Below are 18,877 nucleotides of genomic sequence, written 5' to 3' on the forward strand. Positions count from 1 at the left end.
GTAACTAATTTTAAAAAAAAACTCAGTTGGTTAATCCAACTGAGTTTTTTAAAGTTATACTTAATCTTTCCAAAGTTCTTTTACTTTTGCTTGCACTTCAGCATTTTCTAAGAATTCATCATAGGTTTCATCAATACGATCGATGACACCGTTTTTAGATAAGACAATGATATGGTTAGCCAAAGTTTGAATAAACTCATGGTCGTGACTGGCAAAGATGATAGATTCTTTGAAGTTTTTCAATCCATCGTTCAAGCTTGAAATAGATTCCAAATCCAAGTGATTTGTAGGATCGTCAAGTACAAGAACGTTTGATTTCAAAAGCATGAGTTTTGAAAGCATCACGCGCACCTTTTCTCCCCCTGACAAGACGTTTACAGGCTTGTTAACCTCGTCTCCAGAAAAGAGCATGCGTCCGAGGAATCCACGAAGGAAGGTATTGTCATCTTCTTCTTTACTTGCGAATTGACGGAGCCAGTCAAGGATAGATTCACTGCCAGCAAAATCAGCTGAATTGTCTTTTGGCAAATAAGAGCGACTAGTTGTAACTCCCCACTTGACAGTTCCTTCATAGTCAATTTCACCCATAATGGCACGAATCAAGGCAGTTGTTTGGATGTCGTTTTGTCCGATAAGAGCTGTCTTGTCACCTGGACGCAAGATGAAGCTGATGTTGTCAAGAATAGTTTCACCGTCAATCTTTACAGATAGATTTTCTACTGTCAAGAGGTCGTTCCCAATTTCACGTTCAGCTTTAAAGCTGATGAATGGGTATTTACGACTAGAAGGGACAATTTCCTCTAGCTCAATCTTATCAAGCATTTTTTTACGTGAAGTTGCTTGTCTTGATTTAGAAGCATTGGCAGAGAAACGAGCAACGAATTCTTGAAGTTGTTTGATTTTTTCTTCTGCTTTAGCATTACGGTCTGCTAGCAATTTAGCAGCAAGCTCAGAAGACTCCTTCCAGAAGTCGTAGTTTCCGACATAGAGTTTGATTTTTCCAAAGTCAAGGTCAGCCATGTGTGTACATACTTTGTTCAAGAAGTGACGGTCGTGGGATACGACAATAACTGTGTTATCAAAGTCAATTAAGAAATCTTCTAACCAAGTAATAGATTGAATATCAAGACCGTTGGTCGGCTCGTCCAAAAGAAGGACGTCTGGTTTACCAAAGAGAGCTTTTGCTAGGAGGACTTTCACTTTGTCCCCGTTTGCAAGTTCGCTCATATTTTGGTAATGAAGATCCTCTGGGATATTCAAATTTTGTAAAAGTTGTGAAGCTTCACTCTCAGCTTCCCAACCACCTAGTTCAGCAAATTCTCCTTCAAGTTCAGCAGCACGAACACCATCTTCGTCTGAAAAATCTTCCTTCATATAAATGGCGTCTTTTTCTTTCATGATGTTGTAAAGTTTTTCATTTCCCATGATGACAACATCAATAACACGTTCGTCCTCATAGTCAAAATGATTTTGACGAAGAACTGAAAGACGTTCGTCTGGTCCTAGAGAGACATGACCAGTTGTTGGTTCAATATCACCAGCTAAAATTTTCAAAAAGGTTGATTTTCCGGCACCATTAGCACCAATCAAACCATAGGTGTTTCCTTCTGTAAATTTAATGTTGACATCATCAAAAAGTTTGCGATCACTAAAACGTAGTGAAACATCAGATACTGTTAGCAATGTTTTTCTCCTATTATATGTAATACTCTAATTCTACTAGAAAATTAGTAAATATTCAAATTTTTATTTGTCAATTTTTTGTAAAGTAAGTTGACAGTTTCTTTACGGATATATGGCTAGAAAACTATTGTTTGATTGAAAAAATTATCTGTCTTTTTATCAAAAAAATGCTATAATTGAAAGGACCATATCAAAGGAGAATATTATGAGTAAACCCATTATTTTAACAGGAGATCGTCCAACGGGGAAATTACATATTGGGCACTACGTTGGTAGCTTGAAAAATCGTGTCTTACTACAAGAAGAAAATAAATATGACATGTTTGTTTTTTTAGCTGACCAGCAAGCACTAACAGACCATGCAAAAGATCCACAAACTATTGTAGAGTCTATTGGGAATGTTGCCTTGGACTATCTTGCAGTGGGATTAGATCCTAATAAAGCAACGATTTTCATTCAAAGTCAGATTCCAGAATTGGCAGAGCTGTCTATGTACTATATGAACCTAGTTTCATTAGCTCGTTTGGAACGAAATCCAACCGTAAAGACTGAAATTGCTCAAAAAGGCTTTGGAGAAAGTATTCCAACTGGATTTTTAGTTTATCCAATCTCGCAAGCAGCAGATATTACAGCATTTAAGGCGAACTTAGTTCCAGTAGGGAATGATCAAAAGCCGATGATTGAACAAACACGTGAAATTGTGCGTTCTTTCAACCATGCCTATAACTGTGATGTTTTAGTAGAACCAGAAGGAATTTATCCTGAGCATGAAGGAGCAGGACGTTTACCAGGACTTGATGGCAATGCGAAAATGTCGAAATCACTCAATAATGGTATTTACCTAGCTGATGATGCGGATACTTTGCGTAAAAAAGTAATGAGTATGTATACAGATCCAGACCATATTCGTGTTGAGGATCCAGGTAAGATTGAAGGAAATATGGTTTTCCATTACTTGGATGTATTCGGTCGACCAGAGGATGCTCAAGAAATTGCTGAAATGAAGGAACATTATCAACGTGGAGGTCTTGGTGATGTTAAGACCAAACGCTACCTACTTGAAATCCTAGAACGTGAACTTGGTCCAATCCGTGAACGTCGCCTAGAATATGCTAAAGATATGGGTGAGGTTTATAATATGCTTCAAAAAGGTAGTGAAAAAGCTCGAGAAGTTGCTGGTCAAACCTTATCGGAAGTTAAATCAGCAATGGGGTTAAATTACTTTCATTAATGGATAAAATATGAACTATAAAACTATTTCTTCTTTAAAATAAGAGGGATAGTTTTTTATTTATTCTCTTATAAATTTAATTGACAAATTTTCATAGAATGGTATGATAGATACAATACAAAAAGCGTTTAGCTCAATAAAGAAAGAAAAGAGGAAACTTCAATGTCTAATTGGGACACTAAATTTTTGAAAAAAGGTTTTACCTTTGATGATGTATTGCTAATTCCAGCAGAGAGTCATGTGTTGCCTAATGATGCGGATTTAACAACAAAATTGGCAGATAATTTGACTTTAAATATCCCAATTATTACAGCTGCAATGGACACTGTAACAGAAAGCCAAATGGCCATTGCAATCGCGCGTGCAGGTGGACTTGGAGTTATCCATAAAAATATGTCTATCGAACAACAGGCAGATGAAGTTCGAAAGGTAAAACGTTCTGAAAATGGTGTTATCATTGATCCATTCTTCTTGACTCCGGAACATACCATCGCTGAAGCAGATGAACTCATGGGCCGTTACCGTATCAGTGGTGTCCCAGTGGTTGAAACTCTTGAAAACCGTAAGTTAATTGGTATTTTGACCAACCGAGATCTGCGTTTCATTTCTGACTACAATCAACCAATTTCAAAACACATGACTAGTGAAAACCTAGTTACTGCTCCGGTTGGTACAGACTTAAAAACTGCAGAGAGTATTCTTCAAGAACACCGTATTGAGAAATTACCTCTAGTTGATGAGGAAGGACGTCTATCTGGTTTAATCACCATTAAAGATATTGAAAAAGTAATCGAATTTCCAAATGCTGCAAAAGATGAATTCGGTCGTCTTCTAGTCGCTGGTGCGGTAGGTGTCACTTCTGATACATTTGAACGTGCTGAAGCCCTCTTTGAAGCAGGGGCGGATGCCATTGTCATCGATACTGCCCATGGTCACTCAGCAGGGGTTCTTCGTAAAATTGCTGAAATCCGTGCGCATTTCCCAGACCGTACACTGATTGCTGGGAATATCGCTACTGCTGAAGGTGCGCGTGCCCTTTATGATGCAGGTGTTGACGTTGTTAAAGTCGGTATTGGACCAGGTTCAATCTGTACTACTCGTGTTATCGCTGGTGTGGGAGTTCCTCAAGTTACAGCTATTTATGACGCTGCAGCAGTGGCGCGTGAATATGGTAAAACAATTATCGCTGATGGTGGAATCAAGTATTCTGGAGATATTGTTAAAGCCCTTGCTGCTGGTGGAAATGCAGTAATGCTTGGATCAATGTTTGCAGGAACAGATGAAGCTCCAGGTGAAACTGAAATCTTCCAAGGACGTAAGTTCAAGACATACCGCGGTATGGGCTCAATTGCTGCTATGAAGAAAGGTTCAAGCGACCGTTACTTCCAAGGTTCTGTCAATGAAGCAAACAAACTGGTTCCAGAAGGAATCGAAGGTCGTGTTGCTTATAAAGGTGCAGCAGCCGATATCGTCTTCCAAATGATTGGTGGTATTCGTTCTGGTATGGGTTACTGTGGTGCTGCTAACCTAAAAGAATTACATGACAATGCTCAGTTTATCGAAATGTCAGGTGCTGGTCTAAAAGAAAGCCATCCACACGATGTGCAAATCACTAATGAAGCACCAAACTATTCAATGTAATAAAAAAATCTCCTGTTAAACAGGAGATTTTTTATTTTACATAGATGTAAACTTTAATTTACAGTCAATTGACCATTATCTACTGTAAAGACGCTCAAGTTATCAGGCAAGTTTTGAAGATGGTCTAAACTAGTAGTTGTAATAAAAGTTTGGATGTTATGAGAAATAGTTTCCAATAATTTAAGTTGACGAGTATTGTCAAGTTCACTCATGACATCGTCAAGCAAAAGAACGGGAGATTCTTTGGTAATGCTCTCCATCAATTCGATCTCAGCAAGTTTTATAGAAAGTACCAAGCTACGATGTTGCCCTTGACTTCCGAAACTTGCTTCCATTCCATTAATCATGAAAATCATATCATCTCGATGAGGACCAACTCCAGTATTCTTTTTAAATAAATCTCTGGATCTACTTTTTTGAAGTGCTATATGGAAAGATTCAGCCAAATGTTCCTTGTCAATAAAGTTTACAGAAGGTTGATAAATGATTGACAATTCTTCTAACTGATCTGAGATGTCAAAATGTTTTTTCTTGCCAAAGAGTTCCATTTTCTGGATAAAGTCAGCTCGATGAATCATTACACGACATCCATACTCTATTAGTTGGTCATCAAGAACAGATAGGAAAGTCTCGTCTATGTTTTGTGTAGATTTGAGATAGGTATTTCTCTGTTTAAGGACGTGGTTATAACTTGACAGGTCTGACAAGTAAATTGGTTTAATTTGCCCTAATTCTATGTCAATAAACTTACGACGAATGGCCGGAGCACCTTTGACAAGTTGTAAATCTTCTGGAGCAAATAAGACAACATTCATATGACCAATATAATCTGATAGGCGAGCTTGCTTTAAGTGATTCACTTTAGTAATTCGCCCTTTTTGAGTTAGGTCAATTTCAAGTGGAATGCTTGTTGTTTTCTTTTTCAAGATTCCAGAAACTTGCAGTTGTTCTTGTTCAAATTGAATTAAATTTTTATCAGTCTTTGTTCGATGACTTCTCGTTAAGGCTAAAAAGTAAATACTTTCAAGAAGATTGGTTTTTCCTTGAGCGTTTCGGCCAACAAATACGTTTAATTTTGGATTAAAATTAACTTCGACATCTCGATAGTTACGAAATTGTTTAATGGATAGATTTTTCAGCCACATATTTATCTACCTGGGAAACGTGGTGCAGGTTTTGCTTTTGTTGACTGGTTCTTTTTCGCTGGCTTCTTTTGTATCTTTTTATTCATTTCCTTGACAAGCTTAGCTACACGTTCTTTCTCAAGTTTTTCTAGACGAAACTCCTCTAGTTCTTCTGATGTTGGTTTAACTAGAATAATTTGAGTTTTTAAATCAGGGATTTCAATAGAATCTCCGATTCTAATTTTTTTGCCGCGACGATTTTCTAATTCCCCATTAAAATATACAAGATGGTCAGCTAAAAATGATTTAATAGCGCCACCACTTTGGATGATTCCAAGATCTTTTAAAAGAGCTTGGAGCGTAATAAATTCTTCAAATAATTTGTATTCCATAGTTCACCTCAATCTTTGGTATTATACCATATTTTACTTAAAATAGTGGAAGGAAAACCTAAGATATGAAAACGATTTTAATTTCAAAAGCGTCAAAGAGAACAGGAAAAATTTTCGTTTTCATGGTATAATAGAACTCTATGTAAAAGGAGGTAAAAGATGGAGTTATTCCCTGGAATTGCAGTGCATTTTATCTATTCTAAAAAGTTTAAGACAAATAAAATAACCATGCGTTTCACAGCTCCATTATCTCTGGATTTAATCTCTGGTCGCATGCTAAGTGCCAGTATGCTTGAAACTGCTAATAAAGGTTATCCAACTGCCCAGGTTCTTAGAAAACATCTGGCAGCATTGTATGGAGCAGATTTGTCAACTCATGCTTATAGAAGGGGGCAAAGTCACTTAGTAGACGTGAGTTTGACTTATGTTCGAGATGAATTTTTAAGTAAGAAAAACGTATTAACTGCTCAGATTTTAGAATTATTGTATCAAGTCATATTTAATCCATTGTCAGATGAAGATGAATTTGAGAACAATGCCTTTGAAATTGAAAAAAAACAATTGTTGGCGAGACTAGAATCAGAATTAGAGGATCCTTTCTTCTTTGCCCATAAAGAATTGGATCAGTTGTTTTTCCAAGAAGAATCAATGCAGTTAGTTCCTAAAGATTTAATTGCCAGAATTTCCGAAGAGACTTCTAAATCTTGCTATTCAAGTTTTCAAAAAATGCTGAAAGAAGATAGGATTGATTTATTCTTTTTAGGAGACTTTAATGAAATTGAAGTTCTAGAAAGCCTGAAGAAATATAAGTTGACAGGTCGTAAAGAAACTGTAAACATTCAATATCGACAAGAGTATTCAAATGTTCTTAGAGAAGGAATTATCAGGAGAAACCTAGGTCAGTCCATTTTAGAGATGGGTTACCATAGCACGATTGGTTATGAGGATGATCAAAAAATGGCTTTACTTCTTTTAAATGGTCTACTTGGGGCTTTCCCACATTCTAAACTGTTTACTCAAGTAAGGGAAAAGGAAGGCTTGGCTTATACAGTATCTAGTCATTTAGATCTTTTTAGTGGTTTTTTGCGACTCTTTGCTGGTATTAACCATCAAGACCGAAATCGAGTACGGAAACTGATGAATGATCAATTATTCGATATCAAAAATGGTCGATTTACAGATGCTGAAATCAATCAGACTAAGGAAATGATTCGCAGAAATATGTTGCTAAGTCAAGATAACCAAGACTCGATTATAGATAGAGAATACTTAACTATCTTTTTTGGTAAGTCAGTTTTAGACCTAGAGACTTTGATAGAAAAACTAGAACAAGTTGACAAGGATGCGATTTGTAAAGCTGCATCTAGTCTAAAATTGCAGGCAATCTATTTTATGGAAGGAGCAGAATGACTAGAGTTACTTTTCAAGAGAAATACTATCCTGCTGTAAAGGAAACTCTTTATCAAGCAACATTAAAAAACGGCTTGACAGTTTCTTTACTTCCTAAAAATGATTTTAACGAAGTTTATGGTGTGGTAACTGTTCAAGTTGGTTCGGTTGACACCGAGTTTACAGATAGAGATGGGAAAAAGAAAAAATATCCTAATGGAATTGCTCATTTTTTAGAACATAAACTTTTTGAAAGAGAAAACTCCGAAGATATCATGGCTGCTTTTACAGAACTAGGAGCAGAAAGTAATGCCTTTACAAGCTTTACAAATACTAGCTATCTATTTTCAACATCTGATCATGTTATAGAGTGTTTGGATTTGCTTGAAGAACTCGTTACAAGTTTTCATATTACCAAAGAGTCAGTTGAGCGTGAAAAGGATATCATCCAGCAAGAACGTGAAATGTATCAGGATGATCCAGATTCTTGCTTGTTCTTTAAAACTCTTGCAAATCTTTATCCAGAAAGTCCTTTAGCTTCGGATATTGTTGGTACTGAACATTCGATAGAAGATATTCGTTTAGAGGATTTACGAGATAATTTTGATGAGTTTTACACACCTGTCAACAGCCATGTTTTTCTCGTTGGGAACTTTGATTTAGGATTAATACAGAGTTATTTCTCTAATGGACATACTGGAAATCAGATAACTAAAACTGCTAGAGAAAAAATAGCTTTACACCTTGTAAAGAAGGTAGAGAGTATTCGTATGGATGTTGCTTCTCCTAAATTAGCTATTGGAGTTCGAACAAATGCTGAGATGGAGAGTAAAGACTGCTATCGATACGGTGTTTTGTTGAAGGCCTTGTTTTCGATGATGTTTGGATGGACCTCAAAAAGATTTCAAAGTTTGTATGAAACTGGGAAACTAGATTCTTCATTATCTATGGAGGTTGAAATCAATCATCGTTTTAATTTTTTGATGCTGACAATGGATACAAAAGAACCTGTTGCCATTTCACACCAATTTCGAAAGGCAATAAAAAATTTTGTAACTGATCCGGATGTGTCAGAGGAGCATCTTGATTTAATAAAAAGTGAAATTTATGGAGAGTTTATCCATAATCTGAATTCTTTAGAATTTATTGCGACTCAATATCAGTCGCACGTTGATGAATCAACCTTGTTTGATTTGCCAAAGATTATACAGGAAATGACCTTAGAAGATGTTCTTGAGGTAGGTCATCATTTTATTGATAATAGTGAAATGGTTGAGTTTACGATTTTTCCGCTATAATAATTGAAAAAAATGAGACTAGAAAGAAGGAATGATAAGTATGAGGAAAAAAACAATCGGTGAAGTTTTACGTTTAGCAAGAGTAAACCAGGGGTTGAGTTTAGAGGAGTTGCAGCGCAAGACAGATATTCAACTGGATATGCTAGAAGCTTTAGAGTCAGATGATTTTGATAAATTACCTAGTCCCTTTTATGTTCGCTCTTTTTTGAGAAAGTATGCTTGGGCAGTTGAATTGGATGAAAGTATAGTTTTAGATGCTTATGATTCAGGTAGTATGATTACCTATGAAGAAGTTGATGTTGATGAGATAGAACTATCAGGTCGTAGACGTTCTAATCGAAAGAAACGTTCCCTGCTTCCACTTTTTTACTTCGTCTTATTCTCCTTATCAATTTTAGTATTCGTAACCTATTATGTTTGGAATTATATTCAAACACAACCAACAGAAACAACTTCAGCTAACTATAATGTTGTAACTACTACTACAAATGCAACAACTAGTGAAATAACAACTAGCAACCAAACCACTAGTCCATCAAGTTCGAGTGAAGCATCAACTGTGACTGTTTCAGGTCAGGGAGATGTGATATCAGTAGAGTATAAAACTTCTAAAGATACTGCTGAACTTCAATTATCTGTGACGGATGCAACAAGTTGGATAAGTGTATCAGATACGGATCTAGCTGGAGGAACTACTCTCGAGCCAAATAACAAAACAGCTAAAACAACAATTTATAAAGGCTCTCCGGTAACAATCACATTAGGCGTTGTAAAAGGCGTTAAAATTAAAATTGATAATCAAGAAATTGACACTGCGAAATTAACCGGTCAAACTGGTTGGATTAGACTAACAGTGAGTTCAAACTAAGGAAGGATAATATGAAAAAAGAAAATATTCCTAACATACTTACGCTTGGTAGAATTTTATTTATTCCGATTTTTGTTCTCCTTCTATCATTTGGCCCATCTCCTGTGTTACATAAAATAGCAGCAATTATTTTTGCTATCGCCAGTATCACGGATTATCTAGATGGTTATTTGGCTAGAAAATGGCAAGTCGTTAGCAATTTCGGGAAATTTGCGGATCCAATGGCTGATAAGCTATTGGTAATGTCAGCCTTTATCATGCTAGTTGGCCTCGATATGGCTCCTGCTTGGGTGGTGGCTGTTATCATTTGTCGTGAACTTGCAGTTACTGGTTTGCGCTTGCTTTTAGTTGAAACCGGAGGTACTGTTTTAGCTGCAGCAATGCCAGGAAAAATCAAGACATTTAGCCAGATGTTCGCGATTATCTTCTTGTTATTCCATTGGAATTTACTCGGTCAGATAACTCTTTATATTGCCTTGTTCTTCACAGTTTATTCTGGTTATGATTACTTCAAGGGAAGCGCATATTTATTTAAAGGAACCTTTCGCTAGATATGGAATCGATTATTGAAATTAAGGATCTGTCATTTCGATACCAGGCAGATCAAGAACATTATGATGTTCATAACATTTCGTTTCACGTGAAACGTGGAGAATGGTTGTCAATCGTTGGTCACAACGGGAGTGGGAAATCAACGACAGTTCGCTTGATTGATGGCTTACTCGAGGCTGAATCTGGAGAAATTTGGATAGATGGTGATTGCCTAACACCAGAAAATGTCTGGGAGAAAAGACGTAAGATTGGTATGGTATTTCAAAATCCCGATAATCAGTTCGTAGGAGCAACTGTTGAAGATGACGTTGCTTTTGGCTTAGAAAACCAAGGGATTCCAGTTGAAGAGATGAAGAAACGAGTCTCTGAAGCTTTGTCATTAGTTGGGATGGCGGAATTTACAAAAAAAGAACCAGCTCGCTTGTCTGGAGGTCAGAAACAGAGAGTGGCAATTGCAGGAGTAGTAGCTCTGCGACCAGATATTTTAATCTTGGATGAGGCTACAAGTATGTTGGACCCAGAAGGACGACTAGAGTTGATTAAGATAGTTCAGAAGATTCGCCAAGACCACCAGATGACAGTTATCTCTATTACGCATGATTTAGATGAGGTTGCTATGAGTGACCGTGTTTTGGTAATGAAAAAAGGAGAAGTTGAGTCAACAAGTACTCCTAGAGAATTATTTTCTAGATCAGATCTAGATCAAATCGGCTTAGACCAACCCTTTGTCAACCAATTAAAAGAATCGCTACGTACCAGTGGTCTGGACTTGCCAGAGTTCTATCTCACAGAGGAGGAACTTGAGGAGGCTTTATGGGAATTATTCTAGACAATGTGAGTTATACGTATCAGGAAGGAACACCCTTTGCCTCAGCTGCCTTGTCCGATGTTAGTTTGTCAATAGAGGATGGATCTTATACAGCAATTATTGGGCATACAGGAAGTGGGAAATCTACAATTCTACAACTTTTGAATGGTTTGTTGGTTCCCACAAAGGGAAGTGTTCGTGTCTTTGATACATTAATTACATCAACATCAGTCAATAAGCAAATTCGTCAAATCCGCAAACAAGTAGGATTGGTTTTTCAGTTTGCTGAAAATCAAATTTTTGAGGAAACAGTCTTAAAAGATGTGGCTTTTGGTCCTCAAAATTTTGGAGTTTCTGTAGAAGATGCCGAGGCTATTGCACGTGAAAAATTAGCTTTAGTGGGAATTGACGAGTCACTTTTTGAACGTAGTCCATTTGAACTCTCAGGAGGACAAATGAGAAGGGTTGCTATTGCTGGGATTTTAGCAATGGAGCCTAGTATCTTAGTTTTAGATGAACCTACAGCAGGACTAGATCCAATTGGACGAAAAGAGTTGATGACCTTATTTAAAAAGCTTCATCAGGATGGTATCACGATTGTTTTGGTGACTCACCTTATGGATGATGTAGCAGAATTTGCTGACCAAGTTTACGTAATGGAAAAAGGAAAGTTAGTCAAGAGTGGGAAGCCAAGTCTTGTTTTTCAAAATGTCGAATTTATGGAAAAAATCCAATTAGGTGTTCCAAAAATCACAAGATTTGCTCAAAGATTAGCTGACAGAGGACTTTCTTTCAAACAATTGCCGATAACGATAGAGGAGTTTAAGGAGTTCATCAATGGATAACATGATTTTAGGTCGTTACATACCAGGAAATTCGATTGTTCATCGTTTGGATCCTCGTAGTAAGTTAGTGGCGATGATTTTATTAATTTTGATTGTTTTTTGGGCCAATAATCCAATAACAAATTTGATCCTTTTCGTTGCAACTGGCATTTTTGTAGCCTTATCAGAAGTTCCCTTATCTTTTTTCATAAAAGGTTTGCGGTCTATGTTTTTTCTGATTGCTTTTACAACACTTTTTCAACTTTTCTTTATTTCTGGTGGTCAAGTCCTATTCGAGATGGGGTTTATAAAAATCACGAGTCATGGTATTGAGCAGGCTGGAATCATTTTTTGTCGCTTTGTTTTGATTATCTTTTTCTCAACCTTGCTTACTCTGACAACCATGCCATTGAGCTTAGCGACAGCGGTTGAATCCTTGCTTGGGCCTTTAAAAAAGCTGAAGGTTCCTGTGCATGAAATAGGTCTCATGTTGTCTATGAGCTTACGTTTTGTACCAACATTGATGGATGATACTATTCGCATTATGAATGCTCAAAAGGCGCGTGGTGTTGATTTTGGAGAAGGGAATGTAATCCAAAAAGTCAAGGCTATGATACCTATTTTGATACCTTTGTTCGCTACCAGTTTGAAAAGAGCGGATTCTCTTGCTACAGCTATGGAAGCTAGAGGGTATCAAGGCGGAAATGGACGTAGTCAGTATCGACAGTTGAAATGGATGAATAAAGATAGTGTAGCTCTATTACTTATTTGTGTCTTGGGCGGTATTCTATTTTTGTTAAAATCCTAGAGTGAAGTATAGAATGAGATAGGGTAGAGGTATGAACCGTTTTAAAAAATCAAAATATATCATTGTTCTATTTGTCGTTGTATTAGTGGTTTCAGTTTTTTTAGTGATGACGAAATCAAGTGCGGTTGTGACAAAAGTTGGAGATGGCATTTCTCTGATAGATAGAATTGTTCAAAAACCATTCCAATGGTTAGAATCTACAAAGTCTGATTTAGGAAATTTGACGAGAGCTTACAATGAGAATGAAACTCTTAAAAAAGAACTCTATCAAATGGAAAAAGAAACGAATGAAGCAGACAGTCTGAAGGAAGAAAATGAGCAATTACGTCAGTTATTAGATATGAAGTCCAAATTAAATGTGACCAAGTTAATTGCTGCGGATGTCATCATGAGAACTCCATCAACCTGGAAACAAGAATTAACAGTTAACGTTGGTTCTCAACAAGGAGCAACGACAAACATGCTTGTTGTTGCTGGTGGAGGATTGGTTGGAAGTGTTGAAAAAGTAGAAGACAACTCAACTGTGGTCAATTTATTGACAAACGCTGAGAATACAGAGAAGATTTCCGTTAAAATCCAGCACGGTTCTAGTAGCATTTATGGTATTATTATCGGTTATGATAAGGAAAAAGAACTTTTGAAAATCAGCCAGCTCAATAGCAATGGCGACATTAGCCAAGGCGACAAAGTGGTAACTGGAGGTTTGGGAAATTTTAATGCTACAGATATCCCTGTAGGAGAAGTCGTATCAGTGACACATAGTACGGACTATCTAACAAGAGAAGTTATGGTCAAAATGCATGCTGATCCAATGAATCTTAAAGTCGTAGAGTTAGTGGGGAATCTATCATGAGACTTTTTAAGCAAATAGGTATGTTTTTGCTCTTGCCCGTAATCATTTTAATAGATAGCCACTTAGGACAATTTGTAAATAGCTTTTTCCCACATTTTCAAATTGTAAGCCACTTCATCTTCATCTTCTTATTATTCGAGACAATCGAAGTATCAGAATATCTGTTTTTGGCCTATTGCTTGGTTCTAGGACTTATATACGATATCTATTTCTTCCATCTGATAGGGATAGCCAGTCTTCTTTTTGTGATTATTGGAGCAATCGTATATAAAAGCAACTCAGTTATTTTGTCAAATAGATGGACAAGATTATTAGCTATTTTAATGATGACTTTTACATTTGAATTTGGAAGTTTTATCCTAGCGCAGGTGGTAGGAATGACTGCAGAAAATCTACCTGTTTTTATAGTTTATAGTCTGGGTCCTACTATGATGTTGAATTTTATATGGATGTTAGTTTTCCAATATATTTTTGAAAAAATATATCTATAAGAAAGAAACAAAACTGTAATAAAGGCGTAATATTTATTAGGCCTTTTTTTGATATACTAGTATTGTCTTTTTAAAGAAGGAGCATTTACACTATGAAGAAAAAAATTCTAGCATCACTCTTATTAAGTACAGTATTAGTTTCACAAGGAGCTGTGCTTTCAAGTGTCCGAGCCAATACAACAAATGAAAAAATTGCTGCTCAAGATAGCAAAATTAGTGAATTGACAACACAACAAAAGGAAGCTCAAAAACAAGTTGATGAGATTCAAACTAAAGTAACAGCTATTCAAACGGAACAAGAAAAGTTGCAAGCTGAGAATGAAAAACTTCAAGAAGAGTCTAAAAAACTTGAAGGTGAAATCACAGAGCTTTCAAAAAACATCGTAGCTCGTAATGAATCGCTTGAAAACCAAGCTCGTAGTGCACAAACTAACGGAACTGCTACAAGCTACATTAATACAATTATTAACTCTAACTCAATCACAGAAGCTATTTCTCGTGTAGCAGCTATGAGTGAAATTGTCTCAGCAAACAATAAAATGTTGCAACAACAAAAAGAAGATAAAAAAGCCATCTCTGAAAAACAAGTTGCAAACAATGATGCAATCAACACAGTTATTGCCAACCAACAAACACTTGCTGATGACGCTCAAGCCTTGACAACAAAACAGGCAGAATTGAAAGCCGCTGAGTTGAATCTTGCAGCAGAAAAAGCTACCGCAGAAAGTGAAAAAGCTACTTTGTTAGAGCAAAAAGCAGCAGCTGAAGCAGAAGCTAAGGCTGCAGCTGAAGCAGAAGCAGCATACAAAGCGAAACAAGCAAGTCAACAACAAACAGTTGCTGCTTCAGCAAATACAACCTTTGCAGCACAAGTACAAGCAACTTCAAGCTCATCATCAGACGATGATTCAAGCTACACACCTGCAGTAACTACTGTAAGTCAGCGCCCAACCTATAGTTCAAATGCATCAAGTTATCCTGTAGGTCAATGTACATGGGGTGCAAAAACTTTAGCACCATGGGCTGGCGATTACTGGGGAAATGGTGGCCAATGGGCTGCAAGTGCAGCGGCTGCAGGTTTCCGTACGGGTTCTACACCACAAGTTGGTGCAATTGCTTCATGGGATGATGGGGGATACGGTCACGTAGCAGTTGTTACGGCTGTTGAATCATCAACTCGTATTCAAGTTTCTGAATGTAACTATGATGGTAGTGGAACTCAACCAATTGGAAATTATCGTGGATGGTTTAATCCGACAGCATCAAGAGGTACTGTAAGATACATTTATCCAAACTAATATACTGATTATTACTAAATTTAGGGTGAGGTTTTATAAATCTCACCCTTTGTATAGTGCTGAAAAATAAATTTCATTATATAATTACTTGAACTTATTTTATATTCTTTTCTTATAATTATTTAGTTAAAGTTAGATGAAATTTAGAGATTTAGTACGAGTGTAGCACGTTAATAAAAAAGGTTTCTAAAGGGAGTCGGTGTTGGAGTTATGTTTACATATAAAATAAATGTTGATGTCAAAGAGTGGGATTTGTTTTTAGAAAATCATCCTCAAGGAAATTTATTGCAGAGTAGTGATTGGTCCAAGATAAAGGATACTTGGGGGAATGAGAGAGTTGGATTTTATAAAGAAAATCAACTAGTTGGAGTAGCGAATATCTTAATTCAGCCGCTACCATTAGGACTTTCTATGTTCTATATTCCACGAGGTCCAGTAATTGACTATGAAGATAAAGAACTTCTGAAATTTGTACTTTTAACGTTGAAAAAACTTGCTAAAAAAAGCCATGCAATAATGGTTAAATTTGATCCAAGTTTGTTTATCAGTCGAAGTCTTATCGACCAAGAAATTATTCAAAATTCTAAAACTTTTGAAATTATTGAGGAATTGCAAAAAAACAAAGTTCATTGGACTGGTTTGACAAAGGATATGGCAGAAAATATACAACCACGTTTTCAAGCTAATATTCATAAAGAAAACTTCTCTCTGGATCAACTATCCAAGTCTACTAGACAGGCAATCCGAACTGCAAGAAATAAAGGATTGAAAGTAAAATTCGGTGGACTCGACTTATTAGATGAATTTTCATTTTTAATGAAGAAAACAGAGTCTCGCAAGAACATTAGTTTACGAGGCAAAGATTATTATCAGAAGTTACTGAATACTTATCCTGATCACTCCTTTATCACACTGAGCTATTTAGATTTACCTAATAGACTGAAAGAAGTTGAGAATCAACTCGAAAAGAATCTAAAAACAGCGCAGAAGTTTACAGATAAAACGAAAGAAGGCAAAGTAAAAGAGAATCAGCAAGAGAGAAAACGATTAGAAGAAGAAATTTCTTTTCTTAAGAGCCATATTGATGGAGGGGACAGTGTCGTTCCATTGTCTGGAACTTTGACCATCGAATTTGGGAAAACATCTGAAAACTTATATGCTGGAATGAATGAAGAGTTTAGACACTATCAACCTGCTATACCTACATGGTTTGAGACAGCTCAACATTCATTTGAACGTGGGGCAGAGACTCATAATATGGGTGGAATTGAAAACAACTTAGAAGGCGGGTTATTTAATTTTAAATCTAAGTTTAATCCCACTATTGAGGAATTTGCTGGTGAGTTTAACTATCCAACTAGTTCATTATATTTCTTGTTTAATCTAGCTTATAAGATTCGTAAGAAACTTCGAAGTAGATAGCATAAACACCACTACATTAAATTTTAAAAAATTAGCAATTAGAACATCTCAGCAGTGTATGTTGAGATGTTTTAAATTTAGAGCTTTTAACTAGTAATTTAATAAGGAGAAAATAACAAAATTACTTGAAATAAAGCTCTAATTATGATAAAATGAAACTTGTCGTGTGAACGATAATACTCATTCTTGATGAATTGTGAAACTGTTGCCCTTGGGTTGTTTTGCAAGCTGAAATCAAGAAGAGGAAAAAACAAAAAAGGAGAAATACTCATGGCAGTAATTTCAATGAAACAACTTCTTGAGGCTGGTGTACACTTTGGTCACCAAACTCGTCGCTGGAACCCTAAGATGGCTAAGTACATCTTCACTGAACGTAACGGAATCCACGTTATCGACTTGCAACAAACTGTAAAATACGCTGACCAAGCATACGACTTTATGCGTGATGCAGCAGCTAACGACGCAGTTGTATTGTTCGTTGGTACTAAGAAACAAGCTGCTGACGCTGTTAAAGAAGAAGCAGAGCGTTCTGGTCAATACTTCATCAACCACCGTTGGTTGGGTGGAACTCTTACTAACTGGGGAACAATCCAAAAACGTATCGCTCGTTTGAAAGAAATCAAACGCATGGAAGAAGAAGGAATCTTCGATGTTCTTCCTAAGAAAGAAGTTGCACTTCTTAACAAACAACGTGCACGTCTTGAAAAATTCTTGGGTGGTATCGAAGACATGCCTCGCATCCCAGATGTAATGTACGTAGTTGACCCACATAAAGAGCAAATCGCTGTTAAAGAAGCTAAAAAATTGGGAATCCCAGTTGTAGCGATGGTTGACACAAACACTGATCCAGATGATATCGATGTAATCATCCCAGCTAACGATGACGCTATCCGCGCAGTTAAGTTGATCACAGCTAAATTGGCAGACGCTATCATCGAAGGTCGCCAAGGTGAAGATGCTGTAGTAGCAGTTGAAGCAGAATTTGCAGCTTCAGAAGCTCAAGCAGACTCAATCGAAGAAATCGTTGAAGTTGTTGAAGGCGACAACGCTTAATTCGTATAAATAGTAATTACCTAGGAGGGCGGGGCTTAGCCCGGCTCTCCTATTTTTAAAAAATATAGGAGAATCAAAATGGCAGAAATTACAGCTAAACTTGTTAAAGAGTTGCGTGAAAAATCTGGTGCTGGTGTTATGGACGCTAAGAAAGCATTGGTTGAAGTTGAAGGTGATATCGAAAAAGCGATTGAATTGCTTCGCGAAAAAGGTATGGCTAAGGCAGCTAAAAAAGCTGACCGTGTTGCTGCAGAAGGTTTGACAGGTGTATTTGTTAACGGTAACGTTGCAGCAGTAGTTGAAGTAAATGCTGAAACTGACTTCGTTGCGAAAAACGCTCAATTCGTTGAGTTGGTAAATGCTACAGCTAAAGTAATCGCTGAAGGTAAACCAGCTAACAACGAAGAAGCACTTGCTTTGACAATGCCTTCAGGTGAAACTCTTGAAGCTGCATATGTATCTGCAACAGCTACAATCGGTGAAAAAATCTCATTCCGTCGTTTTGCTTTGCTTGAAAAAACAGATGCACAACACTTCGGTGCGTACCAACACAACGGCGGACGTATCGGTGTTATCTCTGTAATCGAAGGTGGAGACGAAGCACTTGCTAAACAAATCTCAATGCATATTGCTGCGATGAAACCAACAGTTCTTTCATACAAAGAATTGGATGAGCAATTTGTTAAAGATGAGTTGGCTCAATTGAACCACGTTATTGACCAAGATAACGAAAGCCGTGCAATGGTTAACAAACCAGCTCTTCCACACTTGAAGTATGGATCAAAAGCACAATTGACTGATGAAGTTATCGCTCAAGCTGAAGCTGACATTAAAGCAGAGTTGGCTGCAGAAGGTAAACCAGAAAAAATCTGGGATAAAATCATTCCAGGAAAAATGGATCGCTTCATGCTTGACAACACTAAAGTCGACCAAGCATACACACTTCTTGCACAAGTCTACATCATGGATGACAGCAAGACAGTTGAAGCATACCTTGAATCAGTTAACGCTTCAGTAGTTGAGTTCGCTCGCTTTGAAGTTGGTGAAGGTATCGAGAAAGCTGCAAATGACTTTGAAGCTGAAGTTGCAGCTACAATGGCAGCAGCTTTGAATAACTAATAATAAAAAGAGGAAGCAGATTT

The 18,877-nt window shown here is 36.9% G+C and carries 18 protein-coding genes; 15 read left to right on the plus strand and 3 right to left on the minus strand.

What is annotated here, in order from left to right; all coding sequences use genetic code 11:
- Nucleotides 1-60: 60 nt before the first annotated feature.
- A complete protein-coding gene (locus NMM19_RS07945; RefSeq protein ID WP_178895629.1) occupies nt 61-1,683 on the minus strand; it encodes an ATP-binding cassette domain-containing protein in 1,623 nt (540 codons plus the stop codon).
- 205 nt (nt 1,684-1,888) lie between these two features.
- Between NMM19_RS07945 and trpS the strand changes: the two genes are divergently transcribed.
- A complete protein-coding gene (gene trpS / locus NMM19_RS07950; protein WP_178895628.1) occupies nt 1,889-2,914 on the plus strand; it encodes a tryptophan--tRNA ligase in 1,026 nt (341 codons plus the stop codon).
- A gap of 162 nt (nt 2,915-3,076) precedes the next feature.
- Complete coding sequence (gene guaB / locus NMM19_RS07955) at nt 3,077-4,555, plus strand: IMP dehydrogenase (protein ID WP_006154819.1); 1,479 nt, start codon at nt 3,077-3,079, stop codon at nt 4,553-4,555.
- 53 nt (nt 4,556-4,608) lie between these two features.
- Here the strand turns inward: guaB and recF are convergent, their stop codons facing one another.
- A complete protein-coding gene (recF, locus tag NMM19_RS07960) occupies nt 4,609-5,700 on the minus strand; it encodes a DNA replication/repair protein RecF (protein ID WP_178895627.1) in 1,092 nt (363 codons plus the stop codon).
- Between the two features lie 2 nt (nt 5,701-5,702).
- Nucleotides 5,703-6,071: a S4 domain-containing protein YaaA gene (yaaA, locus tag NMM19_RS07965; RefSeq protein ID WP_178895626.1), complete on the minus strand. Its 369-nt coding sequence runs from the start codon at nt 6,069-6,071 to the stop codon at nt 5,703-5,705.
- 159 nt (nt 6,072-6,230) lie between these two features.
- On the opposite strand from yaaA, the gene NMM19_RS07970 reads away from it, so the two are divergent.
- From NMM19_RS07970 to tsf, 13 genes are all read left to right on the plus strand, one after another.
- Nucleotides 6,231-7,481 carry a pitrilysin family protein gene (locus NMM19_RS07970; protein WP_178895625.1) on the plus strand — a complete coding sequence of 417 codons (1,251 nt, stop codon included), beginning with the start codon at nt 6,231-6,233 and terminating at the stop codon, nt 7,479-7,481.
- Nucleotides 7,478-8,758, plus strand: coding sequence for a pitrilysin family protein (locus NMM19_RS07975; protein WP_178895624.1), 1,281 nt, complete (start codon nt 7,478-7,480; stop codon nt 8,756-8,758). Before NMM19_RS07970 ends, NMM19_RS07975 begins: the two co-directional genes overlap by 4 nt.
- A 40-nt stretch (nt 8,759-8,798) precedes the next feature.
- Nucleotides 8,799-9,626: a cytoskeleton protein RodZ gene (gene rodZ / locus NMM19_RS07980; protein ID WP_178895623.1), complete on the plus strand. Its 828-nt coding sequence runs from the start codon at nt 8,799-8,801 to the stop codon at nt 9,624-9,626.
- Nucleotides 9,627-9,637: 11 nt separating this feature from the next.
- Nucleotides 9,638-10,177 (plus strand): CDP-diacylglycerol--glycerol-3-phosphate 3-phosphatidyltransferase, encoded by a 540-nt coding sequence (gene pgsA / locus NMM19_RS07985; RefSeq protein ID WP_006150908.1) that lies wholly within the window; start codon nt 9,638-9,640, stop codon nt 10,175-10,177.
- A 2-nt stretch (nt 10,178-10,179) separates the two neighbouring features.
- Entirely contained in the window at nt 10,180-11,007 is an 828-nt protein-coding gene (locus NMM19_RS07990; RefSeq protein WP_178895622.1) for an energy-coupling factor ABC transporter ATP-binding protein, read from the plus strand.
- A complete protein-coding gene (locus NMM19_RS07995; RefSeq protein ID WP_178895621.1) occupies nt 10,992-11,831 on the plus strand; it encodes an energy-coupling factor transporter ATPase in 840 nt (279 codons plus the stop codon). Before NMM19_RS07990 ends, NMM19_RS07995 begins: the two co-directional genes overlap by 16 nt.
- Nucleotides 11,824-12,618, plus strand: coding sequence for an energy-coupling factor transporter transmembrane protein EcfT (locus NMM19_RS08000; protein WP_178895620.1), 795 nt, complete (start codon nt 11,824-11,826; stop codon nt 12,616-12,618). The genes NMM19_RS07995 and NMM19_RS08000 overlap by 8 nt, the downstream gene beginning before the upstream one ends.
- A gap of 31 nt (nt 12,619-12,649) precedes the next feature.
- Nucleotides 12,650-13,471: a rod shape-determining protein MreC gene (gene mreC / locus NMM19_RS08005; protein ID WP_178895619.1), complete on the plus strand. Its 822-nt coding sequence runs from the start codon at nt 12,650-12,652 to the stop codon at nt 13,469-13,471.
- Nucleotides 13,468-13,962: a rod shape-determining protein MreD gene (gene mreD, locus NMM19_RS08010; protein WP_178895618.1), complete on the plus strand. Its 495-nt coding sequence runs from the start codon at nt 13,468-13,470 to the stop codon at nt 13,960-13,962. Before mreC ends, mreD begins: the two co-directional genes overlap by 4 nt.
- A gap of 92 nt (nt 13,963-14,054) precedes the next feature.
- Nucleotides 14,055-15,260 carry a peptidoglycan hydrolase PcsB gene (gene pcsB, locus NMM19_RS08015; protein ID WP_178895617.1) on the plus strand — a complete coding sequence of 402 codons (1,206 nt, stop codon included), beginning with the start codon at nt 14,055-14,057 and terminating at the stop codon, nt 15,258-15,260.
- 210 nt (nt 15,261-15,470) lie between these two features.
- The gene (locus NMM19_RS08020; RefSeq protein ID WP_254730839.1) at nt 15,471-16,682 is read left to right on the plus strand and encodes an aminoacyltransferase; all 1,212 of its coding nucleotides are present in this window, start codon (nt 15,471-15,473) and stop codon (nt 16,680-16,682) included.
- A 270-nt stretch (nt 16,683-16,952) separates the two neighbouring features.
- Entirely contained in the window at nt 16,953-17,735 is a 783-nt protein-coding gene (rpsB, locus tag NMM19_RS08025; protein ID WP_178895615.1) for a 30S ribosomal protein S2, read from the plus strand.
- Between the two features lie 78 nt (nt 17,736-17,813).
- On the plus strand, nt 17,814-18,854 hold the full coding sequence (gene tsf / locus NMM19_RS08030; protein WP_049494452.1) for a translation elongation factor Ts: 1,041 nt from the start codon (nt 17,814-17,816) through the stop codon (nt 18,852-18,854).
- Nucleotides 18,855-18,877 lie beyond the last annotated feature (23 nt).

Source organism: Streptococcus sp. CF8_St5-17 (genome assembly GCF_024295665.1).
In the GTDB taxonomy this organism is placed as follows: Bacteria; Bacillota; Bacilli; order Lactobacillales; family Streptococcaceae; genus Streptococcus.